We start from the raw sequence: 22,496 nt of genomic DNA, 5'->3' as shown, positions 1-22,496 counted from the left end.
TCGGCCGTGTCTGTGGTCCCGCTAGGCAAGGCGCCCCTTACCCCCGTCGCGATCATCGGCATGGCGTGTCGGCTGCCCGGCGGCATCACCTCGCCGGACCAGTTGTGGGAGGCGCTGCTGCGCGGTGACGACCTGGTCACCGATGTTCCACCGGAGCGGTGGGACGCCGACGAATATTACGACCCGCAGGCCGGGGTGCCGGGCCGGTCGGTGTGCAAGTGGGGGGCGTTCCTCGATGACGTCGCGGGATTCGACGCCGAGTTCTTCGGCATCACCGAGAAAGAGGCGACCGCGATGGATCCGCAGCATCGCCTGCTGTTGGAGACCTCATGGGAGGCCATGGAACACGGCGGCCTCACCCCCCATGCGCTAACCGCCGCGCGCACCGGCGTGTTCATGGGGTTGATGCATGACGACTACCAATTCGTGCATGCCGAGGCCGACGCGTTGGAGGGGCCCTACGGATACTTGGGCAACAGCTTCGCCATGGGCTCGGGGCGGATCGCCTACACGCTGGGACTGCGTGGTCCGGCGATGACCGTGGATACCGCGTGTTCGTCCGGCCTGGCGGCGGTCCATGTGGCCTGCCGCAGCCTGCACGACGGCGAAAGCGATATCGCCCTGGCGGGCGGCGCTTCGGTGTCGCTCGAACCCCGCAAGTCCTGTTCGGGTTCCGCCATCGGAATGCTGTCGCCGACCGGACGCTGCCACGCGTTCGACGTCGCCGCCGACGGATTCGTGGCGGGCGAAGGATGCGTCGTCCTGATGCTGAAGCGATTGCCGGACGCGCTCCGCGCCGGCGACCGGATCCTGGCCGTACTCCGGGGTACGGCCGCCAACCAGGACGGCCACACCGTGAACATCGTGACCCCGTCGAGGACGGCACAGGTCGAGGTCTACCGCTCGGCATTGGCCGTAGCCGGTGTGGACGCCCGCACCATCGGCATGGTCGAGGCGCACGGCCCCGGTACGCCCGTGGGTGATCCCATCGAATACGCAAGCCTGGCAGAGGTTTACGGCCACGACGGGCCGTGCGCGCTGGCGTCGGTGAAGACCAACTTCGGGCACACCCAATCGGCTGCCGGGGCGCTGGGGCTGATGAAGGCGGTCCTCGCGCTGCAGCACGGCGTGGTTCCACGCAATCTGCATTTCACCCGGCTGCCCGACGACATGGCCGAGATCGAGACCAACCTCTTTGTGCCACGGCAGAATACGGGCTGGCCGAGCAGTGGTCACCACGGCCCCCGCCGGGCAGCGGTGTCGTCGTACGGCTTCTCGGGAACCAATGTGCACGCGATCGTGGAACAGGCACCCGAGGCGGCCTCGCAAACCGGTCCCGGCCCCGACGGTCCGCTGCTGTTCGCCCTGTCGGCCACGTCGGCCAGCGGACTGCGGCAAACCGCGGCGCGTCTTGCCGAGTGGGCAGGCGCACACGCGTTGGACCTTGCCCCAACGGATCTGGCGTACACCCTCGCTCGCCGGCGGGCGCACCGGCCGGTCCGCGCGGCGGTCATCGCACGCAGCATCGAGGAGCTGACCGACGGTCTGGGCGAGATCGCCGCAGGCCACTTCCCTTATCAGGCCGCGGCCGGACACGACGATCGCGGCCCGGTATGGCTGTTCTCCGGACAGGGTTCGCAGTGGGCGGCGATGGGCGGCGAGTTGCTCGCGACGGAACCGGTGTTCGCCGCGACCGTGGCCCAGTTGGAGCCCTTGATCGCCGAGGAGTCGGGATTCTCTGTCACCGAGGCCATTTCAGGACCCGACACGGTGAGCGGGATTGACCGGATTCAGCCCGCGCTGTTCGCCATGCAAGTCGCACTGGCGGCCACGATGAGGGAATACGGTGTGCGGCCGGGGGCCGTGATCGGCCACTCGATGGGCGAAGCGGCGGCCGCGGTGGTGGCCGGAGCGCTGACGCTGGAGGACGGCGTCCGCGTGATCTGCCGCCGATCGCGGCTGATGTCCACGATCGCCGGCTCCGGATCGATGGCATCGGTGGAATTGCCGGCCGAGCAAGTGCTTTTGGAACTGATGGCGCGTGGCATCGACGACGTCGTGCTGGCGGTGGTGGCCTCACCCCATTCTTCGGTGATCGGCGGCGGCGCAGCGACGGTGCGCGATCTGGTCACCGCATGGGAGCAGCGGGACGTGTTGGCGCGCGAGATCGCGGTCGATGTCGCCTCGCACTCTCCGCAGGTCGATCCGATCCTCGACGAGCTGGTCGACGCGCTGGCCGAGATCAAGCCCAGGACAACGGAGTTGCCCTTTTACTCTGCGACCGCGTTCGACCCGCGTGAACAGCCCAGGTGTGATGCCTGGTATTGGTCGGACAATCTGCGCCATATGGTGCGCTTTGCCGCGGCGGTGCAGGCGGCGCTGGAAGACGGCTTCCGGGTCTTCGCGGAGTTGGCCCCGCACCCCCTACTCACCCACGCCGTCGAGCAGACTGCCGGAAGCATCGGCATGCCGGCGGCCGCTCTCGCCGCGATGCGCCGAGAGCAAGCGCTGCCCCACGGGCTTCGCGGCTTGGTGGCGGAGCTGTTCGGTAGCGGTGCGGCAATCGACTTTTCGGTGCTCTTCCCGGGCGGTCAGCTGGTGGACGCACCATTGCCCAGCTGGAGCCACAGCCAGTTGCTGCTGACCCGCAAGAGCCCGGATCTGCGGGCGCGCGGCGCGAGCACGGTTCCGGTGCACCCGTTGCTGGGGGCGCATGTCCGGTTGCACGAAGAGCCGCAGCGCCACGTGTGGCAGGGCGAGGTCGGCACCGCGGCTCAGCCCTGGCTGGGCGACCACCGGGTCCACAATGTGTCGGCGCTTCCAGGCGCGGCCTACTGTGAGATGGCGTTGGTCGCGGCTCGCACGGTGTTTGGCGAGGGGTCCGAAGTTCGCGACATCCGCTTCGAGGCGATGCTGTTGCTGGACGACGAGACACCGGTGTCGGTGGCTGCGGCGGTGACCCCGACGGGCGCAATCGATTTCGCGGTAGCGACCGTCCAGGACGGCACCCAGATTCGGCGGGCGGCCGCGATGCTGCATCCGGGGGCAGACGAGGACCAGCCACCGGCGTACGACATGGCCGAGCTGATCAAGGCCCACCCGCGCCGGCTCGACGGGACCGAGCTGCGCGAGCAGTTCGACGCGCACGGCTTGCAGTATGGACCGGCATTCGCGGGATTGGCTGCGGTGCACCACTGCGACGAGACGTTCGACACGGTGCTGGGCGAGGTGGGCCTGCCCGGGCCCATCCGCTCGCAACAAGGTCTCTACACGGTGCATCCCGCCTTGCTGGACGCCTGTTTCCAATCGGTCGCCGCCCATCCCGGGGCCCGGCTTGCCGGCAGCGCTGGTCTGCTGCTGCCGCTGGGCGTGGACCGAATCCGTGCCTACGGTTCCGCCCGCACCGCGCGTTACTGCTATACGACGGTGACACGGGCCGACCCGGCCGGGTTGGAGGCGGATCTCGATGTGCTCGACGAGCGCGGGACGGTCCTGCTGGCCGTGCGCGGATTGCAATTGGGCACCGGGACATCGGAGAGCGTCAACCGCGATCGCGTGCTGAACGAGCGGCTGCTGTCCGTCGAGTGGAGGCAGCGAACGCTGCCGGATGTGGAGCCCATCGGCGTCGGAACGTGCTTGCTGATCAGCACTTCCGCGACCGCCGACGTCGTGGCGACAAGGCTGACCGACGCGTTGAAAGCCGAGGGCGCCCGGTGCGCGACCATGACCTGGCCGCGGCATGCAGATCACGGGGCGACTGCCGCGGCGCTCGGCATGCACTTTGCCGACCAGGTCAGCGCAATCGCCATACTCCTTGACCCCGAGGACGATGCCCCGGAGAACGAGTGGGGCCGGCTCGGCGAGGACCAAGTGCGTCACCTGGTGCGAATTACCCAGCGAATCGTGGACATTGGCGAAGAACCTCCCCGCCTCTACGTCGTCACGCGGAACGCACGAAACGTGTTGCCGGGTGACGTGGCCAACCTCCAGCAGGCCGGGCTGCGCGGCCTGGTGCGAGCGATCGGCACCGAACATCCGCATCTGCGCGCCACCCAGATCGACATGGACAAGAACAGCGAGGCCGAGCAGCTGGCGCGGCAACTGCTGGGGAGTTCGGACGAGGACGAGACAGCCTGGCGGAATGGCCAGTGGTACACCGCGCGCCTCAGCCCCGCACCGCTACGCGCCGAGGAGCGGCGAACGGTCGCGGTGAACAACCAGCACGATGGCCTGCGCATGCAGATCCGCACGCCCGGCGACGTGGGCACGATGGAACTGACTGCGTTTCAACGCGTTCCGCCCGGCCCGGGCGAGATAGAGGTCAGGGTGAACGCGGCAGCCGTCAATTTCGCGGATGTCCTGTTGGCCTGCGACCCGTATTCCAGCGCCGACGGGGATACACCCCGGCTCGGTACGGATTTTGCCGGCGTGGTGACCGCGGTCGGTTCCGGGGTCACAACCCATCGTCCGGGTGACCACGTCGGCGGCTTCTCCACGAACGGTTGCTGGGCCACGTTCGTCACATGTGACGCCCGCCTGGCCGTGACGCTGCCGCAGGGCCTCACCGATGCCCAGGCGGCGGCGGTGAGTACGCCGCACGCGATCGCGTGGTACGGGCTGCACGATCAGGCCAGGATCGCCGCCGGTGACCGAGTGTTGATTCACTCCGCCACCGGCAGCGTGGGACGGGCGGCGATCGCGATCGCGCGCGCCGCGGGAGCCGAGATCTTCGCCACCGCGGGCAGCGACGAGCACCGGAAGCTATTGCGCGACATGGGCGTTGAACACGTCTACGACTCCCGTAGCACCGACTTCGCCGAGCAGATCCGCCGGGAAACCGACGGCGGCGGGGTTGACATCGTGCTCAACTCCTTAACCGGTGCCGCGCAGCGCGCCGGGTTAGAAGTGCTGTCCATCGGGGGACGATTTGTGGAGATCGGTCAGCGCGACGTCTACGCAGGCACCCGGCCGGGACTTGTCCCGTTGCATCGCAATCTCACGTTGCATCACGTCGACCTGGCACTGATGTCGCACAGTCATCCACACCGAGTCGGCGACCTGCTACGCGCGGTGTACCGGCTCGTCGCAGACGGCGAGTTGCCACTACCGGAGATCGTTCGCTGTCCGCTCGGCGATGCCACCGGCGCTGTCAGCGCGATCAACGCGGCAGAGCAGGCGGGCAGGGTGGTGCTCGACATACCCCAGTCCGGACACAGCTGTGTCGTGGTACCGCCCGAGCAGGCCCGGCCATTCCGGCACGACGGCTCCTACATCGTCACCGGCGGCCTCGGTGGCATAGGACTCTTTCTCGCCGAGAAGATGGCCGAAGGCGGCTGCGGTCGCATCGTGCTCAGCTCCCGCACAGAGCCCAATCCCAAGGCGCTGCAAACGATCGAGCTCATTCGGGCGATGGGAACCGACATCGCGGTGGAATGCGGTGACATCACCGAAGCCGACACAGCGCCGCGGCTGGTGAGCGCTGCGACCGCGACAGGGCTTCCGTTGCGCGGGGTGCTGCACGCCGCTGCGGTCTTCGAAAACGCGATGCTGGCCAATATGACGGACGATCTCATCAGCCGCAACTGGGCTCCAAAGGTCCACGGCGCGTGGAACTTACACCAGTCCACGGCCGCGCTCCCGCTGGATTGGTTCTGTTTGTTCTCCTCGGCCGTGGGCCTGGTGGGCTCACCCGGGCAGGGGGCGTACGCGGCCGCCAACGGCTGGCTGGACGCATTCGCGCGCTGGCGGCGAACCCAGGGTCTGCCCGCCACGGCGATCGGGTGGGCGTTGTGGGCCGAGGTGGGTCGCGCCGCCGAAGTCCGAGCCGAGGGCGGCGAAGAAACGACGCCCGGCCGCGACGGCGAAGGCACCGCCATCGCACACTGGCGTGACACGGCTTTCACCGCGGACGAAGGTGCCTACGCGTTTCAGGCCCTGCTGCGTTACGACCGTCCGTACTCCGGTTACGCAACGTTGACGGGAACGCCCTGGTTCGCCGCCTACGCGCAACGCAGCCGGTTCGCTGAAGTGTTCCGGTCCAACGACCAAAGCGCCTCGGACACGGGCGAACTGCTGAACGAGTTATACGCGCTGCCATCGGACGAATGGCCCGTTCGACTGCGCCGGATGATCTCCGATGCCGTCAGCCTGATTCTGCGCCGCACCATCGATCCTGATCATCCCCTCTCCGAATACGGCCTCGACTCCATGGGCAACCTCGAGCTGCGCACCCGCATCGAGGCCGAAACGGGGATCCGGGTCACCACCAACGACATCACCACCATCCAGGGCCTGGCCGGGCTCCTGTGCGAAAGGCTGGCTCCCGCGGGTCGTCTCGGCGGCCTTGAGACAAGTCAGCACGGCACGGCGTGGGCCGAGCCGCAGGTGGACTGAAGGAGGCGTGGGTGTTCATAGGTGCAGGGCCAACGCGGGGGCTGTTCGTGGGAACCGTCTACGACTGGACACCCGAGGCGGGAAGGATCGTGACTTGGCAGCCATCGCCCGCTTCGCTGGCGAAAGCCCGGCAAGCTCCGATCAGTGCGGTGCCGCTGAGCGCGATGCAGGACGCACACCTTCGCGGCTTTTCCCGCTACGCCGCACGCGGGCTCGACTATGCGCGGCTGGTGATCGGCTCCGGCGACGAGCCCGGCCGATGCGATGTCCGAGCCATGGGCTACGTCATCAACTCTCACCTGCGCCGGCACAAGACGTATCACAGTTGGTTCGAGTACGGCGATGCGGAAAGCATTGTGCGGCACACGATCGTGGACCCCGCCGACATCGACTTCGTTCCGGTCCGGCAGGACAACATGACGCCACGGGAGTGGCACCAGTTCGTGCTGTCGACTCCGGACCCGTTGCAGTGGGATTGCTTCAGGTTTGGCATCATTGCGCGCGACGACCACTTCACCATTTTTGCGATCGTCGACCACCTGCACTGCGACCCAACGATTATCGCCGGCCTCTACACCGAGATCGTGATGAACTACCGCGTCCTGGTGGCCGGCCGTGCGCTCGTTCAGGCGCCGCCCCCGGCCAGTCACGACGACTTCTGCATCAGAGAACAGCAGCACGTAGCATCCCTGTCCGCGGACTCCACCCAGGTTCGCAGGTGGATCGAATTCGCCGAGCGCAACGGCGGGACCTTGCCGGACTTCCCGCTGCCGCTCGGTGATCTCTCGCAGGCCACCGGCGGCGACGTGGTGGTCGATCGGCTGATGGATCAGAAGCAGACGGCCGAATTCGAATCCCGCTGCATCGCGGCGGGTGCCCGAGTCAGCGGCGGTTTGTTCGCCTGCATAGCTCTCGCGCAGCACGAGTTGACCGGCGCCACAACATATTACGGCCTTGCACCGACCGATAAACGCAGGTCGTTGGCGGAATTCTCGACGATGGGCTGGTTCACCGGCGTGGTGCCCTTCACCGTGCCGGTGAACCCGGCATCCTTCGAAGAGACCGCCCGGGCCGCGCAGGCGTCCTTCGATTCGAATATGGACCTCGCCAGCGTGTCGTTCAACGAGATATTGAAGTTGGCACCGTGGCTCAGGGCATGGGGCCCGAACTGCACGATGGTCAACTACATGGACGCGGGCCTTCCTCCCTTCTCTGCCACCGTCACCTCCCACATGAAGGATGCGAATGTCAGCATCTACTGCGACCCCAGGGATCCGGCGCACCTCTACTTCTCGATAATCCGCCTCTTCGATGAGGTGTCGATGTGGGTGAACCTGCCGAAAAACACGATCGCCAAAGACTCCGTGATCCGGTACGTCAGTGCGATGAAATCGGTGTTGCAGCGTGCCGCGGACGGTCGCTATACAGGTACAGCGGTTCAGGTGTCCTGATGAAATTTGATATCGGGTTGCGCCGATGAAAGTCGTGTTGGCCGCCCATGGGACTCGCGGGGACGTAGAGCCATGCGCCGCAGTCGGTGTGGAACTGCTGCGCAGGGGGCACGACGTGCGCATCGCGGCCCCGCCCAACCTCATCGGCTTTGTGCGGTCGGCCGGCCTTAGCGCGGTCGGGTACGGCCCGGATTCGCACGAGCAGGTCAGCGCGCTTGCCGAATTCGTTCACCACGCCTTCAGGCCGCAGAATCCCCTCGACTTCATGCGCTCAGGCAGGGACCTCTTCGTCGCGGGCTGGGCGCAGATGAGCCGGACGCTGGCCGAACTCGCGGACGGCGCCGACATGCTCGTAACCGGCCAGACCTACCACGGCGTCGTCGCCAACGTCGCTGAGTACTACGACATTCCGCTGGCGGCGATCCACCACATGCCGATCTGCGTCAACGGGCAACTCGCCCTGCCTTCCATACCGTCGCCCACTCCCCTGGTTCGCTCTACATTGAGGGCGGCGTGGTGGCTGTATTGGCGCATCACCAAGGACGCCGATGACGCGCAACGACGCGAACTGGGGCTGCCGCGGGCAGCCGCGCCCGCGGCCAAGCGGATGGCGCAACGCGGATCTCTCGAAATCCAGGCCTACGAGCAGGCTTGCTTTCCCAAGCTTGCCGCCGAATGGCACGGCCGGCGACCCATCGTCGGCGCGCTGACGTTGCAGTTGCCGACGGATGCCGACGGTGAGGTCGCGAAATGGATCGGCACCGGCACGCCGCCCATCTACTTCGGCTTCGGCAGCACGCCGATCCAATCCTCCGCCGACACGATCGCCATGATCGGCGCGGCCTGCGCGGAACTAGGTGAACGTGCCCTGATCTACGGCGATGCGCGCGATTCCACCGGCATCCAGCACCCCGACGAGGTGAAACTGGTGGGCCCGGTGAACTATGGGGCCATCTTTCCGCTTTGTCGCGCAGCAGTCCACCACGGCGGCGCGGGTACCACCGCCGCAGCCCTTCGGGCCGGAATCCCGATGCTGATCCTTTGGGACGTAGCCGATCAGCCGCTATGGGCGGCCGCGACGGTCCGGCTGAAAGTCGGCCGCGCTCAACGCTTCTGCACGATCACCCGAAAATCGCTGGTGGCACACCTACGCCGGATCCGCGCGGCGCACTACGTCGCGCGCGCCGGTGAAGTCGCCACCCACCTGACCGATCCGGCCGAAAGCGTGAGCGTGGCGGCCGATCTCATCGAGGGGGTCGTTCACCGGAAGCGCGTTGCCTGATGTGGGCCACGGTGCTGGTAGTGGCGTCATGGGTCGCGATGGACCCGACGCGCCTGGTCGTGGTCGTGGCCCTGATGTCGCGCATGCGGCCCAAGCACAACCTGATCGCATACTGGCTGGGCGGCCTGGCGGCCGGTATCGCCCCTGGAATCGCGGTCTTCGGCTTGATGCTGGCGATGCGCGATTCGGTGCCGCTGGTCATGGGAGATATGAGGTCCGCAGTCTTCCGATTCACCGGCGGGTATTTCCAGATCACCATCGGCGTGCTCGCACTGCTGATCGCGGGAGTGTTGTCAACGAGGTATCGGACGCGACTGCCTGTCGAAGTGTCGACCTACGGCGCCCTTTCGGCGGCCCCGGATCGCCAAAGCACGTCAACCGCGATCGCACGGATCAGGGCCCGCGCCGGTCGGGCGTTGCAAGGCGGCAACCCGTGGTTCGCGTTCGGGATCGGTCTGGTGTCCACGATGCCGCCCATCGATTACCTGGTCGTGCTCATCGTCATCGTCTCCTCGGGCGCCGCATTCGGCACTCAGCTCAGCGCGGTCGTGATGTTCACCCTCGTGGTGCTGGCTCTGGTTGAGATCCCGCTCATCGGCTACCTGGTCATGCCGGCAAAAATCCGGGCGCTCGTGCTGCAGCTGCAGAGGCTTGCCGTAGCGCACCGGCGGCGGATTCTGATCGCCGTGCCCACAGCGGCGGGGCTTGCGTTGATCGCGGCGGGTCTGGGCAGCATCTGAGCCCCGCCTAGGGCAGGAGATGGTTTCCGCGGCCGAGCTTTTCGGCGTTCGACTGAATGAGTCGATAGGGATAGGGAGTGTGCTGCTCGATGACATCGCGCAGGTGCGTCATCGACTTGCGCAAGCGCTTGTCGCGCACCACGGTCACCTTGAGGAAGGGGAACCTGAAGTCCTCGATGAGGCCGTCCCAGAAGTAGAGGGTGCCGTTGTTTCGCCCCGACCGTTTGCTGCCCCATCGCTGCGATGGGTGCCCACCGCAGGTTCTTACGGCGGCGGCGGAGACGTACGGTTTGACGCTGAGCCCGGCTTTACGCGCGCGCCTGGATAGGCCAACCTCGTACCGCCAGATGAGAGTGCCTTTGTGCACGGGGTACTGGAACTCGGCCCACAGGTCGTTGAGGAAGGGGCGGGTGCGTGAATTGAGATCCCACGCCAGGAAAAAGGACTGGAGGTGGGAAAACATCTGGGTGTTTTCGATGGCGCCGTACATGTCGGCACCGCGGAAGGAACCCCACATCTCCTCGAGAGGGAAGAGGGGACCGAAGACGCTGTCGTTCGCGATGGCGAAACGGTCGAACTGATCAAGCGACCATCCGCGCTGCCGGAGGACGCACCACGCGAGGTGCCACGAGCCGAAGTCGAAGGAAAGCGTGCGACGGGTGTAAATGCCCGCACAGAACGGGCGGATGGTGGCGACCGATTCCGCGGAGAGGACGGGCGAGGCAGAAACGAAGACAATGGTTGCCCCGAGCCCGTGCAGCGCCTTCAGGTAGTAGGTGACGTATGGGTCGACGACGCCTTGGACATCGAAGTGTGCGAACAAAAGGAGGGTGCGACGACCGGAAGGCGGCTGCGATGGAAGCTCCAGATGGCTTTGACAGATGAACCGTAAAGCGTTGGGGCTCAGTCGGTATCGAAAAGCGTCGATGGCGCGCGCGGATTCCGTACCCAGCACGCGTTTCATGGCGCCGCGACGAGATCGGCTGCATCCGGTGCCGGCAGTGTGGCCGCGGCGCCGGTCTTCACGGCGAGCGCGAAAAGGTCGGTTCGCGTGGTTGTCACGTCCACGATGCCGAATCCAACACGCTCCAGCATCTCCTCGATCAGCTCGACATCAAAAACATGATGGTGAAGGGTTCGGTTGTAAAAGTTGTTCAGGCTTCGCTTCCTGAACCGCTGACGCCCGCGTGCCGGCCAGTCCCTGCGTAAGTCGTGGAGGGCCAGGATCTCATCGAGATGAGTCAGGTCGTCCTCGCCGACATCGGCGGTGAAATCAGCCAGCAGGTGTTCGAACTTCGTGACCGGGCGCCGGTGGTCGAAGTTGTGCTTCTTGTTCGGGACCACGAGCACCAGTGCTCCGCCCGCCTTGACGACCCTTCTCCATTCGACCAGAGCCTTCAACGGGTTTGCGGTGTGCTCCAAGCAGTTCGAGGACAGCACGAAATCGTATCGGGCGGTCGACAGCCCGGGCAGGTCGGTGGCGTCGGCAATGAATTGGCGACCGCGTTTGTTGCGGTGGTAGTGGTAACCCGCATCGGCCTCGATGCGTCCCTCCCAGATGGTGTCCGCGGAGAAGTTGACGCCATCGAGCCCCCTGACCCGTTGATAAAGGGGCAGCACGGTTCTGAAAAGCACACTCGGGCCGCCGATCTCGACACCGTATTTGCCGTCGACGAATGACTGATACCTGTGACGTAGCGGTAGCCGCCACCGAGCGTGTCGCATCGTGAACCCCGGACCGTTCTCCCGCAACGAATACTGGTACCAGTACGTCAATTCCGTGATCGTCCGTGTCCGGGGCACTAAGCGTCCAAGCGGGCGAACTGATTCTGGCGATAGCGCTCGACGCAGGCCGCTCTTCTGACCTTGCCACTGGTGGTGATGGGAATCGAACCCGGGGCTACCACAACGAGATCCGCGACGCTGACCCCGTGCACATCGGAAATCGCCGAGGTGACTTTGCGTTTGACGACGTCGAATCCGTCCCCCGCCTCCTCCTGAGAGGCGGCCCGATTCTTGAGTTCGATGATGGCGACGAGCTTTTCGGTGCCCTTGTCCGGAACAGCGATCGCCGCGCACCGTCCCGGTGCGACACTCTGGATGGTCCCCTCGAGGTCGTCGGGACAGTGGTTGCGCCCGTACACGATCAAAAGATCCTTGGTACGGCCGATCATGAACAGTTCGCCGTCGGAGATGAACCCCAGGTCCCCGGTTCTCAACCAAGGCCCTTCGGGGGTTCCAGCCGACGGGGCGACCAACGTTGCGCCGAACGTATGCTGCGTCTCGGTCGGCTTCTGCCAATATCCGCTAGCGACGTTGCGGCCGTGCACCCAGATCTCACCGGTGGTTCCCGCCGGGCACTCGATACGGCTCTCGGGATCCACGACACGCACCATCGGCGACCGCGGCACGCCGTAACTGACGAGCGCCGTGCCGCCGATGTCTGACTGGCGCTTCGCGTGGCCCGCGGTCAGTTCTTCGGAGTCGAAATGCACGACCCGCGGTGGCTGACTCGCCTCACGAGTCGAGACGTACAGCGTTGCCTCGGCCAATCCATACGATGGCCGCAACACCTTGGACTGGAGGTTGAAGCGGGCGAACCGCTCGGCGAAGCGCTGCAGGGTGGCGGGCTGTACCCGCTCACCACCGTTGAAGATGCACGACACGTCGCCGAGGTCGAGCCCGGCAAGGTCATCGTCTGAGGTTTTTCGAACCGCCAACTCGAAGGCGAAGTTAGGCGCTGCCGAATGCGCCCGACTGTTCTGTGCCAGCAATCGCATCCATCGGGCCGGCCGCTGCAGAAAGGAAACCGGACTCGTGAGCACACTGCGAAATCCCGTGAGAACCGAAAAGATGACCCCTAGTTGCAAACCCATGTCGTGATAGAGCGGCAACCAGGACACCATCGTGCTGTCCGGTGGGGCGACTCCCCCGTGGTCCCCGAAGAAGGCGGCATTCATGTGCTCGAAGTTGGCCAGGATGTTCTTGTGCGACACCATGACCCCGGCCGGGGTGCGCGTCGATCCCGACGTGTACTGCAAATACACTGTGTCCGTTGAACTCTCGACCCTGGTAGCGGGCGCCTTCTTCGAATCGAGATCCAGCAAGTCAACTGCGATGAGCGAGGGGGCCGCTTGGCGCGACTTCGGCTCGAGACAACCGGCGATATCGTCAGCGACCGAGGACGTCGTGAGAACCGCAGCGGGCGACGCGTCGCGCAGCACCGAGCCGACCCGTTCGTCGCTGTCGGCGCCCAACGGAACCGCGATGAAGCCGGCCTGTATCGCGCCGAGAAACGCAATGACGTAGTCGAGGCTTTGGGGCGCCAGTATCAGGGCACGGTCACCGGTTGACCCGTGCAGCCGAAGCTCGTCGGCAACGTTCAGCGCCCGCCGGTACAGCTGCGCCCACGTCAAACTCTCCTCGATGCCGGCCCAATCCCGTTGATAATTCATAAACGTGAACGCCGTCCGATTCGGCGCCAGACTGGCGCGTTCGCGCAGCAGGGCCGGAATGGGAGACTTGAGCATGGGCGTCAGGTTACCTCGGCCGTTATCACCACGCCGGTTTTGCAGCAAAGACGATGGGCGGCTCCAACACACCCCGATCGAAGGCATCATCGACCGGCTGAATCGCAACCCGGTCTTGCTGAAGCTTTTGAACCTGCGCTTCAAATACGGCTACCAATTTCTTAGCCGCCTACTCATCAGGGACGACGTGTTGTTCCTGAATTACGGATATGAAGAGGACCCGCCGATGGCGTTGCCGCTGACGGCGGCCGATGAGCCCGATCGGTTTCCGATTCAGCTCTACCACCGCACGGCCACGCAGGCGGACCTGGCAGGCAAGGACGTGCTGGAGGTGAGCTGCGGCCACGGTGGCGGCGCATCGTATTTGATGCGGACCCTGCGCCCGGCGACCTATACGGGCCTGGACCTGAACCCGGTCGGCATCGAGTTCTGCAGAAAGAGGCACACTTTATCCGGCCTGAAGTTCGTGCAGGGCAACGCCGAAAGCCTGCCCTTCCCCGACGGGTCCTTCGACGCAGTGGTGAACGTCGAAGCCGCGATCAACTATCAGGACGTTCCCAGATTCTTCGCGGAGGTGGAACGCGTGCTGCGCCCCGGCGGGCGGTTCTTGTACGCCGATATGCGCTACGCCGACGAAATCGCCGCCTGGGAGGCGGACCTGGCCAACATCCCCATGCGGCTGCTGTCCGAACGGGTCATCAACGCGGAGGTCATGCGCGGACTGGAGAAGAATCGGTTCGTCGATCAAATCACGCGTCGCCTACCGAACATCGCGCTGCTGCGCGGCCTGGCTGATGACTACGCGGGTGGGGTTGGGTCGTTGATCCATCGCCGGCTGCAAAACGGCCAGGCCTCCTACCGGATGTTCGCCTTTGCTGCCAAGGATTGAGGCGCGTGGCACCAAAATTTTGTGCCGCAGGCGTCTGAGTGAAGGAGCTAACACTCCCTAGTGGGGGGCCCGACGGCCTATTCTGTGAAGATTCCAGCAAACGCGGGGGGCAAGGATCGGCGGAGGGTCGGATGGCGGCCGTAGGAGCGTGCCAGGCGTGTGGCACCGAACTCCTCCACGATGCGCGGTTCTGCCACGGCTGCGGCGCGGCAGTCGCCGAACCCGCCGCACCTGCGGAATACAAGCAGGTGTCGGTGTTGTTCGCCGACGTGGTGCATTCCATGGACATCGCAGCGACCGTCGGCCCCGAGCGACTGCGCGAAATCATGGCCGCACTGGTGCACCGCTGCACCAAGGTGGTGCACCGCTACGGGGGCACGGTGGACAAGTTCACCGGCGACGGCATCATGGCGGTGTTCGGGGCACCGGTAACCATGGAGGACCACGCGTTTCGCGCCTGTCTGGCGGCCTTGGGCCTCCAGGAGGAGGTCAAGTCGCTCGCCGTCGACGTTCGCGAGCGCGACGGTGTGGACCTTCAACTGCGGGTGGGGCTCAACTCCGGTCAGGTGATCGCGGGCGAACTCGGTTCGAAAGCGTTGGGCTACACCGCCATCGGTGAACAGGTCGGAATGGCGCAGCGGATGGAATCGGTGGCGCCGGCGGGTGGAGTGATGCTCAGCGAATCCACCGCCCGACTCGTTCAGCAAGTCGCCATGCTGGCCGACGCCGAGCAGGTGCGCATCAAAGGCAGCGCCAACCCGGTGCTGGCCCGTCGTCTGATCGGCCTGACCGGCGGACCGCAACGAAGTCGCGACCTGCAAGGCGCATTGGTCGGGCGAGAGCTGGAAGTCACCACGATCGCCGGCCTGCTGGATCGATCGAAGGGCGGGCGCGGATGCGTGGTCTGTGTCGCCGGGCCGGCGGGCATCGGCAAGACGCGACTCGCCGACGAGACCGTCGCGTTGGCGCTCAGCAAGGGCGCCGAGGTGGTCTCGGCCTTCTGTGAGTCACACACCAGTGATGTCCCTTTTGTCGGGGCGGCAGCGCTGCTGCGTGCGGGGCTCCGAATCGCCGAGCTCGATGACGAGCCGGCGCGGGCACAGGTACGGGCCAGGATCCCCGACGCCTCCGATGAGGACGTGCTGTTGCTCTACGACCTGATGGGCATCCGAGACCCTGACACCCCCCCTCCGACGATCCATCCCGACGCGCGGCGACGGCGGCTGACCGCTCTGATCAACTCGATGTCGCTGGCCCGCACCCAACCTGTCCTCTACGTGATCGAGGATGCGCACTGGATCGATGAGGTCAGCGACTCGCTGGTGGCGGACTTCCTCGCGGTCATTCCGCGGACGCCGTCGATGGTGCTGATCACCTACCGCCCCGAATACACCGGTCTGCTCGCGAGTGTGCCTGGAGCGCAGACGATCTCGCTCTCGCCCTTGAGCGAGGCGGAAACCGCGGCGCTTCTAGACGAGTTGTTGGGCCCCGATCCGTCAGTCGCCGGGATCAAAGCGCTTGTCGCCGAACGGGCCGGCGGGAACCCGTTCTTTGCGCAGGAGATGGTGCGCGAGCTCGCCGAGCGAGCGGTGCTCGAAGGCGACCGCGGCGGTTTCACCTGTGGTGCGGATCTGGCCGAGGTGACCGTCCCGGCGACGCTGCAGGCCACCATCGCCGCGCGCATCGACCGTCTGGACCCTGATGCCAAGCAGACGCTGAACGCCGCGGCCGTGATCGGCTCGCGATTCACGCCCGAGCTACTCGAGGCGGTGGGCAATGCACCCGTCCTCGATACGCTCGTGAAGGCCGCGTTGATCGATCAGGTCCGTTTCACGCCCACCGCGGAATTCGCCTTCCGCCACCCGCTGATTCGCAGCGTGGCTTACGAGTCACAACTGCGGTCCGATCGCGCCGTGATGCACCGGCGGCTGGCCGGCGCCATCGAGGCGCGTGAGCCGGAATCCGCCGACCAGAACGCGGCGCTGATCGCCGAACACCTCGAAGCCGCGGGCGACCTGCGGGACGCCTACGGCTGGCACATGCGCGCGGCAACCTGGGCGACATACCGCGACATCGCCGCGGCGCGGCTCAGTTGGGAAAGTGCAACGCGGATCGCCGACGCGTTGACCGCCGATGACCCAGACCTGGTCACCATGTGCATCGCCCCCCGAACCATGTTGTGCGGGATCGCCTGGCGGCTGCATGTGAACGACGTCGGAGACCGTTTCGACGAGCTGCGCACATTGTGCAACGCCGCGGGGGACAAGGCGTCGCTGGCCATCGCGATGGCGGGGCTGGTGGTCGATCACGCGTTTCAGGACAGGGTGCGCGAGGCGTCGCGGCTGGCTTCGGAGGCCGTCGCCCTCATCGAGTCCATCGGAGACCCGACTTTGACGGTTGGGCTCTCCTTCACCGCGATCCGCGCCAAGATAGGGACCGGCGAGTGGGCCGAGATGCACCGCTTGTCGCAGCGGGTCATCGACCTGGCCGACGGCGACCCCACCAAGGGCAATTTCCTCTTCGGGTCGCCCCTCGCGCTCGCGTTCGCCCAGCGGGGCACCGCCCGTTGGGCCCTGGGTCGTACCGGATGGCGAGACGACCTGAAGCGCGGCGTTGCCATGGCGCACGGCGCCGACTCCCTGTCCTACGTCACGGTCGTCAGCTATGTGTACACCACGGGCATACCGGCCGGTGCGCTTCGACCCGACGATTCCACCCTGCGCGAGATCGAGGATGCGCTGGTGATCGCCCAACCGTCCGGCGACAACCTCCAATTGGGCGTCGCCTGGCTGACTTTGGGGCTGGCGCTGGTGCACCGCCCCACGGACGACGAGCGTGATCGCGGACAGCAACTTCTGGCCGAGGTCCGCGAAGTGTTCCGGCGCGGGGGGCACTTCCTGTGCGACATACCGATGCTCGACGTGTACGTGGCACGCGAGCAGGCGCGCCGCGGCGAGCGCGACCATGCGATACCGCTCATGCGCGCCGCGGTCGACCATCTCATGCTTGGGGGACAAGGGCTTTCGTGGGGTACTTTGACCACCGGTGTCCTGGTGGAGACGCTGCTCGACCGCGGGACCGAAAGCGATGTCAGCGAAGCCGCGGCCGCAATCGAACGGGTGGCGTCCGAGCCTGCCGATGGGCACCTGGCGATGCGTGAGACCTGGCTGCAGCGGATGCGCGCCGCGCTGGCGCGCGCCCAAGGCGACGTCGAGGCCTACACGCGCCTCAGGGATCGCTACCGTGACTTGGCGAAAACCCTTGGCTTCGAGGGACATATCGCGTGGAGCGAGGAGATGCCCTGACAGCGGCGGCTGCTCGCTGCGGGCCTAGCCCCGCTGCCTCGTATACGACGAACCCAGAAACCGTTCCACCAAGGCGCGCTCGGCGGCCGCATCCTTGAGCGGCCATCCCCACAGCGCAAGGAAGACGCGGATCAGCCACTGCGCGGCCAGCGGATCGTCATTGTCGGGCCCCAGCATTTCGGCCGCCAGGGCCGTGACGGTCGGCGAGCTGATGACCCAATCGCTGACCGGGGCCGCGTGGATCGACCGCATGAGTTGAGCCAGTGGGTCGGAGCGCAGGCGCTCCAGCGCCATGATCGTGGCCGTCACGACGCGCTCGGGGCCCCGAAGGTCCTTGATGGCCTCTCGGATCTTATCGACGATGCGAGCCGCTTGAATACCGACGACGGCGTCGCGGATGGCCGCCTTACCGCCGGCATGCCGGTAGATCGTCGCGGGTGAGCAGTGCACCCGGGCCGCCAAGGCCTCGATCGTGAATCCTTCGTATCCCCGGCGAGCGATGATGTCGGCGGCCGCGGCGTAGATCCGTTCGACGGCTTCGCCACGGCGGTCGCGGCCCACCAACCAGTCGTCACGCGGCATCCACCCATGTTCCCCCACAATGCGGAGCACAGAAACAGTTCTCGCAGCCTGAGAATTTTGTGGCGATCTCTCTCAACCGAACGGCCTGCTGGCGGGCGGTCCACGCGGTCATCCGCGCTCGACGTCTGCCGCGACCGCCCCTCAACTTTCCCGCGATCCATTGACCGCCGGGGCGAGAGGCACCGAGCCTGAAGCGCATGACGGTCTTGGACAGCGCAACCCGGTTCTTCGGCAGCGAGGCGATACAGGATCCCTACCCGCTGTATGACCGGATGCGCGCCGAGGCACCCGTGCACCGGATCGGCGACTCGGTGTTCTACGCCGTGTGCGGTTGGGATGCGGTGCAAGAGGCCGTGGAACGGGTCGACGACTTCTCGTCGAACCTGACGGCGACCATGGTCTTTCACGAGGACGGCACCGTCACACCGCTCGACATGGGATTGCCCGGAGCCCCGATGCACGCGTTGGCCACCGCGGACGACCCTGTGCATGCGCTGCATCGCAAGCTTCTGCTGCCGCACTTATCAGCCAAACGCGTGCGGATCATCGAGGAATTCGCCGTCGGAACCGCGGACCGGCTCTGGGAAGAGAACCTGCGCGACGGCCAGATCGAATGGATGAGCGCCATCGCCAACCGGTTGCCGATGATGGTGGTCTGCAAGCTGCTGGGCCTGCCCGACGACGACGCCGACAAACTCATTCGGCTCGGCTACGCCACCACCACACTGCTCGACGGGATCGTCACTCCCGAACAGGTCACGCAGGCCGGGCTGGCCGCGATGGAGCTGTCCGGCTACGTATTGGAGCATTTCGAAAAGGCCAGCGGCAAGCCAGATTCCGGGTTGATGGGCGACCTTGCGGCGCGCTGCGCCTCGGGGGAACTCGAGCAACTCCCGGCGTTGGGCATCATGCTCACGCTGTTCAGCGCCGCCGGCGAATCGACCGCATCGCTGCTGGGCAGCGCGGCGTGGATCCTCACCGACCGTCCCGCAATCCAACGGCAGCTTCGCGAGAACCCCGAATTACTAGGCACTTTCATCGAAGAGACCTTGCGGTTCGAGCCGCCATTTCGCGGTCACTACCGCCACGTGTGGCGCGACACCACGCTAGGAGGGGCCCAGGTGCCGGCCAACTCCCACCTGCTGCTGATGTGGGGAGCGGCCAACCGCGACCCGGTGCACTTCGAGGCCCCAAACGAATTCCGCCTGGACCGCACCGCCGCCAAGAGTCATCTGAGCTTCGGCAAGGGCGTGCACTTCTGCGTTGGAGCCGCACTGGCCCGGTTGGAAGCCACCATCGTGTTGCGCATGCTGCTGCAGCGCACCACCTGGATCGATGCGGCCGATATCGGGGAATGGCTGCCGAGCATCCTGGTCCGGCGCCGCGAACGGTTGGGGTTGGTCGTGCGGTGACCCTAGGGACGCGGCTGCACGTCGACGCTGGGCGGCCGCGACTGCGGCTCCTGAGGCTTCGCGCGCACGGAGCGCCGGACGACGCTGAACGCGGCGGCACCCCCGACCAGGACCGCGACGGCGACCCCCGCGAGAACCAACGGGCGCTTACCGCGACGCTGCGCGCGGCGCGCGTCCTGTAGCGCTTGGGGCAGGCTCGTGACCACTTCCTGGGCGGCGGCCAGCTCCTGGGCCAAGGTTTCCTGGGCAGAGGCGAGGTCCCGGGCCAGCCGCCCCTCTTGGTAGCGGCGGCGCAACTGCGAGGCGGTCGACCGCGCGGACTGAACACTCAGCCCGACAACTCCCCGGGTGACGTCCACCGGTCCCTGCGCCGAATAGGTCAGGCCGCGGGAAAGTCGCTGCCGCGGGGTCAGCCGGGAATCCATCTTCGCCCTCATCTGCCGCCTCTCTGTCCCGCCGATTGAGCCTGCCGTGGCGCCGGCCGATTTCTGAACAGACTGCCAGCATAGGGACGTCGGCGTCCGCGGTGTGTACTCGCCGCGATTTGCGCGGGATTCGGCGTGGGTGACACCGCGTGCGGCGACGCCCGCCCGTAGTGGCAGACTCTCATGCCGTGACCAACAGCCCCTTTCAGACTGCTACCGCCACGCTTCACACCAACCGCGGCGACATCAAGGTCGCCCTCTTCGGAAACCACGCGCCCAAGACCGTCGCCAACTTCGTCGGCCTGGCACAGGGCACCAAGGAGTACTCGACGCAGAATGCATCGGGAGGCTCCTCCGGCCCCTTCTATGACGGCGCGGTTTTCCACCGGGTGATCCGGGGTTTCATGATCCAGGGCGGCGACCCGACGGGAACCGGTCGCGGCGGCCCGGGCTACAAGTTCGCCGACGAATTCCACCCCGAACTGCAATTCGACAAGCCCTACTTGCTGGCGATGGCAAACGCCGGCCCGGGCACAAACGGCTCGCAGTTCTTCATCACGGTGGGCCAGACCCCGCACCTGAACCGTCGCCACACGATCTTCGGTGAAGTGACCGACGCCGAGTCGCAGAAGGTCGTCGATGCGATCGCGACGACCGGCACCGACGGCAACGACCGCCCCACCGAGCCGGTCGTCATCGAGTCGATCACGATTTCCTGAACCGGCCCGGACGGGCGTAGGTCAGTCCCGCTGACGGCCCGCGTAGCCGGCTGCAGTCAGTGCGTCGAGCACGCCTACCGGGTCTGTCCCCAGGTCCCAGCGAGAGAACAGCACCAGGTCGCCGTCGGCCGTCTCGACCTCGAGCAACCGCACCTTGCGTCCGTAGCGGCGGAACTCGATGATGCGGATGATCTTGATGTCGGAATGCTGCAATACCTGCGTCCGGAACCAGCCGCGCAGCATGAGACCACCGGGCGTGATTGCCAGCTTGGGACGCGCGTGCCACGACACGCCGGCAAACAAGATCAGACCTGCCGCGGCAACGCCCGCAAGAATCCGGCCGGGCGGGTCTGTGACCACGGTCACAGCGGCGATAGCCATCAAAACGCCCGCGGCTCCACAACCAGCGATTCCGGCGGCGTGCGGCTCCCATTGTGTTTGCTGCATGCGCTTCTTAACCCCTCCCACCACTGCCTATGCAGTTATCCACATCAGCTATCAACAGTGGGGATAAATCACACGCGTGTGATTGGGTGGCCGGATAGTTGCTGACGCGGTGTCGAATTAGACCGAAAATGAATTCATTACGCCGACCGTCCTGGTCAGTGCCAGCGCATCGTGAGCAACAAGCCGGTGATCATGAAAGCGAACGCGATGGCGTAGTTCCAGGGGCCCAATTGCGCCATCCAGTTCAGGGCGGTCGGCGCGTTGCTGCCGACCGCGGCCAACTGGAACACCATCAGCCAGACCAGACCGATCAGCATGAGGCCGATGAACAGCGCGACGAACCACACGCTCGATGGTCCGACCTTGACTTTCACCGGGGTGCGGCTGACCGAGCTGACGGCGAAGTCGTTCTTCTTGCGGACCTTGGACTTGGGCATGATTACCTCGCGGATTACCTCAACGACACGGTGAGCGGGACGGGGTGCAACGATAAACACTGCAACTGCAACCCATGGCTTGGCTACGAGACTAACTCACCTGCAACGGTGACCAGGAAATGGAGACGCGATGACGCAGACGCGCCGGTCGCCATGGCGCTTCGGCGTCCCGGTCGTCTGTCTGCTGGCCGGACTTCTGCTCGCCGCCACCCACGGAGTCTCCGGCGGCGCCGAAATCCGCCGCAGTGATGCCCCGCGGCTGGTGGACTTGGTCCGCGAGACCCAGTCTTCGGTGAACCGGCTGAATGCCCAGCGCGAAGCCCTGGCGGGCAAGATCGACGCCGCGCACGGGCGGTCGCCGGATGCGGCGCTCGCGGCGATGCTGCGGCGCTCCGCCCAGCTCGCCGGTGAGGCGGGGATGAGCCCGGTGCACGGACCGGGCCTGGTGGTGACCCTCGCGGATGCGCAGCGCGACGCCAATGGGCGGTTCCCCCGGGATGCATCCCCCGACGACCTGGTGGTGCATCAGCAGGACATCCAGGCGGTGCTCAACGCGTTGTGGAGCGCCGGCGCCGAGGCGATCCAGATGCAGGATCAGCGGATCATCGCGACATCGGTGCCGCGCTGTGTCGGCAATACGCTGCTGCTCAACGGGCGCACCTACAGCCCGCCGTACACGATCACCGCGATCGGCAACGCGACGGCCATGCAAGCCGCCCTCGCCGCCGCTCCCCTGGTGGTCCTGTACAAGCAGTACGTCGTCCGCTTCGGCCTCGGCTACCAAGAAGAGGTCAAGTCCGACGTGCAGGTCGTCGGCCATTTCGAGCCCGAGCGGCTGCATTCCGCGCGGCCCGACGGCCCGATCGGCTACTGACGCCTACTGA

At 66.1% G+C, this 22,496-nt stretch carries 16 protein-coding genes; 9 read left to right on the top strand and 7 right to left on the bottom strand.

Going from position 1 to position 22,496, the window contains the following annotated elements; translation table 11 throughout:
- Positions 1 to 6 precede the first annotated feature (6 nt).
- Genes pks2 through AC5Y30_RS07435 form a run of 4 tightly spaced genes read left to right on the top strand, consistent with a single transcriptional unit; the run spans position 7 to position 9,866 of the window.
- Positions 7 to 6,393, top strand: a complete 6,387-nt coding sequence (gene pks2 / locus AC5Y30_RS07450; RefSeq protein ID WP_499917433.1) for a sulfolipid-1 biosynthesis phthioceranic/hydroxyphthioceranic acid synthase — start codon at positions 7 to 9, stop codon at positions 6,391 to 6,393.
- 11 nt (positions 6,394 to 6,404) lie between these two features.
- A complete protein-coding gene (locus tag AC5Y30_RS07445) occupies positions 6,405 to 7,844 on the top strand; it encodes an acyltransferase (RefSeq protein WP_499917432.1) in 1,440 nt (479 codons plus the stop codon).
- A gap of 25 nt (positions 7,845 to 7,869) precedes the next feature.
- Positions 7,870 to 9,126 (top strand): glycosyltransferase, encoded by a 1,257-nt coding sequence (locus AC5Y30_RS07440; RefSeq protein ID WP_499917431.1) that lies wholly within the window; start codon positions 7,870 to 7,872, stop codon positions 9,124 to 9,126.
- A 20-nt stretch (positions 9,127 to 9,146) separates the two neighbouring features.
- Positions 9,147 to 9,866 carry a GAP family protein gene (locus AC5Y30_RS07435; RefSeq protein ID WP_499917430.1) on the top strand — a complete coding sequence of 240 codons (720 nt, stop codon included), beginning with the start codon at positions 9,147 to 9,149 and terminating at the stop codon, positions 9,864 to 9,866.
- A gap of 7 nt (positions 9,867 to 9,873) precedes the next feature.
- On the opposite strand, the gene AC5Y30_RS07430 is transcribed toward AC5Y30_RS07435, so the two are convergent.
- Genes AC5Y30_RS07430 through AC5Y30_RS07420 form a run of 3 tightly spaced genes read right to left on the bottom strand, consistent with a single transcriptional unit; the run spans position 9,874 to position 13,396 of the window.
- On the bottom strand, positions 9,874 to 10,830 hold the full coding sequence (locus AC5Y30_RS07430; protein ID WP_499917429.1) for a rhamnan synthesis F family protein: 957 nt from the start codon (positions 10,828 to 10,830) through the stop codon (positions 9,874 to 9,876).
- A complete protein-coding gene (locus AC5Y30_RS07425; RefSeq protein ID WP_499917428.1) occupies positions 10,827 to 11,642 on the bottom strand; it encodes a methyltransferase domain-containing protein in 816 nt (271 codons plus the stop codon). The genes AC5Y30_RS07430 and AC5Y30_RS07425 overlap by 4 nt, the downstream gene beginning before the upstream one ends.
- Positions 11,643 to 11,668: 26 nt before the next feature.
- Positions 11,669 to 13,396: an AMP-binding protein gene (locus tag AC5Y30_RS07420; RefSeq protein ID WP_499917427.1), complete on the bottom strand. Its 1,728-nt coding sequence runs from the start codon at positions 13,394 to 13,396 to the stop codon at positions 11,669 to 11,671.
- A 115-nt stretch (positions 13,397 to 13,511) separates the two neighbouring features.
- Here AC5Y30_RS07420 and AC5Y30_RS07415 point away from each other — a divergent pair, with 115 nt between their 5' ends.
- Both AC5Y30_RS07415 and AC5Y30_RS07410 read left to right on the top strand, forming a co-directional pair.
- Positions 13,512 to 14,285, top strand: a complete 774-nt coding sequence (locus AC5Y30_RS07415) for a phthiotriol/phenolphthiotriol dimycocerosates methyltransferase (protein WP_499917426.1) — start codon at positions 13,512 to 13,514, stop codon at positions 14,283 to 14,285.
- A 131-nt stretch (positions 14,286 to 14,416) separates the two neighbouring features.
- Positions 14,417 to 17,590, top strand: a complete 3,174-nt coding sequence (locus tag AC5Y30_RS07410) for an AAA family ATPase (RefSeq protein ID WP_499917425.1) — start codon at positions 14,417 to 14,419, stop codon at positions 17,588 to 17,590.
- Between the two features lie 24 nt (positions 17,591 to 17,614).
- Here the strand turns inward: AC5Y30_RS07410 and AC5Y30_RS07405 are convergent, their stop codons facing one another.
- Complete coding sequence (locus AC5Y30_RS07405; RefSeq protein ID WP_499917424.1) at positions 17,615 to 18,172, bottom strand: TetR/AcrR family transcriptional regulator; 558 nt, start codon at positions 18,170 to 18,172, stop codon at positions 17,615 to 17,617.
- Positions 18,173 to 18,369: 197 nt separating this feature from the next.
- Between AC5Y30_RS07405 and AC5Y30_RS07400 the strand changes: the two genes are divergently transcribed.
- On the top strand, positions 18,370 to 19,584 hold the full coding sequence (locus AC5Y30_RS07400; protein ID WP_499917423.1) for a cytochrome P450: 1,215 nt from the start codon (positions 18,370 to 18,372) through the stop codon (positions 19,582 to 19,584).
- A gap of 2 nt (positions 19,585 to 19,586) precedes the next feature.
- Here the strand turns inward: AC5Y30_RS07400 and cwsA are convergent, their stop codons facing one another.
- Positions 19,587 to 20,021, bottom strand: coding sequence for a cell wall synthesis protein CwsA (gene cwsA, locus AC5Y30_RS07395; protein WP_499917422.1), 435 nt, complete (start codon positions 20,019 to 20,021; stop codon positions 19,587 to 19,589).
- Between the two features lie 158 nt (positions 20,022 to 20,179).
- Between cwsA and AC5Y30_RS07390 the strand changes: the two genes are divergently transcribed.
- Positions 20,180 to 20,728: a peptidylprolyl isomerase gene (locus AC5Y30_RS07390; protein ID WP_499917421.1), complete on the top strand. Its 549-nt coding sequence runs from the start codon at positions 20,180 to 20,182 to the stop codon at positions 20,726 to 20,728.
- Positions 20,729 to 20,749: 21 nt separating this feature from the next.
- Here the strand turns inward: AC5Y30_RS07390 and AC5Y30_RS07385 are convergent, their stop codons facing one another.
- Entirely contained in the window at positions 20,750 to 21,175 is a 426-nt protein-coding gene (locus tag AC5Y30_RS07385) for a PH domain-containing protein (protein WP_499917420.1), read from the bottom strand.
- A 155-nt stretch (positions 21,176 to 21,330) separates the two neighbouring features.
- On the bottom strand, positions 21,331 to 21,612 hold the full coding sequence (gene crgA, locus AC5Y30_RS07380; protein ID WP_499917419.1) for a cell division protein CrgA: 282 nt from the start codon (positions 21,610 to 21,612) through the stop codon (positions 21,331 to 21,333).
- Positions 21,613 to 21,742: 130 nt separating this feature from the next.
- On the opposite strand from crgA, the gene AC5Y30_RS07375 reads away from it, so the two are divergent.
- On the top strand, positions 21,743 to 22,486 hold the full coding sequence (locus AC5Y30_RS07375) for a DUF881 domain-containing protein (protein WP_499917418.1): 744 nt from the start codon (positions 21,743 to 21,745) through the stop codon (positions 22,484 to 22,486).
- Positions 22,487 to 22,496 lie beyond the last annotated feature (10 nt).

The organism is Mycobacterium sp. NGS27 (assembly GCF_059813005.1).
This window is presented reverse-complemented; position numbering and strand designations above follow the sequence as displayed.

What these genes read in the sequence shown, in the direction of transcription:
- AC5Y30_RS07440 (WP_499917431.1), top strand. Translation starts at nt 7,870, where the DNA reads ATGAAAGTCGTGTTGGCCGCCCATGGGACTCGCGGGGACGTAGAGCCA.
- AC5Y30_RS07430 (WP_499917429.1), bottom strand. Translation starts at nt 10,830, where the DNA reads ATGAAACGCGTGCTGGGTACGGAATCCGCGCGCGCCATCGACGCTTTT.
- AC5Y30_RS07420 (WP_499917427.1), bottom strand. Translation starts at nt 13,396, where the DNA reads ATGCTCAAGTCTCCCATTCCGGCCCTGCTGCGCGAACGCGCCAGTCTG.
- AC5Y30_RS07410 (WP_499917425.1), top strand. Translation starts at nt 14,417, where the DNA reads ATGGCGGCCGTAGGAGCGTGCCAGGCGTGTGGCACCGAACTCCTCCAC.
- AC5Y30_RS07405 (WP_499917424.1), bottom strand. Translation starts at nt 18,172, where the DNA reads ATGCCGCGTGACGACTGGTTGGTGGGCCGCGACCGCCGTGGCGAAGCC.
- AC5Y30_RS07400 (WP_499917423.1), top strand. Translation starts at nt 18,370, where the DNA reads ATGACGGTCTTGGACAGCGCAACCCGGTTCTTCGGCAGCGAGGCGATA.
- cwsA (WP_499917422.1), bottom strand. Translation starts at nt 20,021, where the DNA reads ATGAGGGCGAAGATGGATTCCCGGCTGACCCCGCGGCAGCGACTTTCC.
- AC5Y30_RS07385 (WP_499917420.1), bottom strand. Translation starts at nt 21,175, where the DNA reads ATGCAGCAAACACAATGGGAGCCGCACGCCGCCGGAATCGCTGGTTGT.
- crgA (WP_499917419.1), bottom strand. Translation starts at nt 21,612, where the DNA reads ATGCCCAAGTCCAAGGTCCGCAAGAAGAACGACTTCGCCGTCAGCTCG.
- AC5Y30_RS07375 (WP_499917418.1), top strand. Translation starts at nt 21,743, where the DNA reads ATGACGCAGACGCGCCGGTCGCCATGGCGCTTCGGCGTCCCGGTCGTC.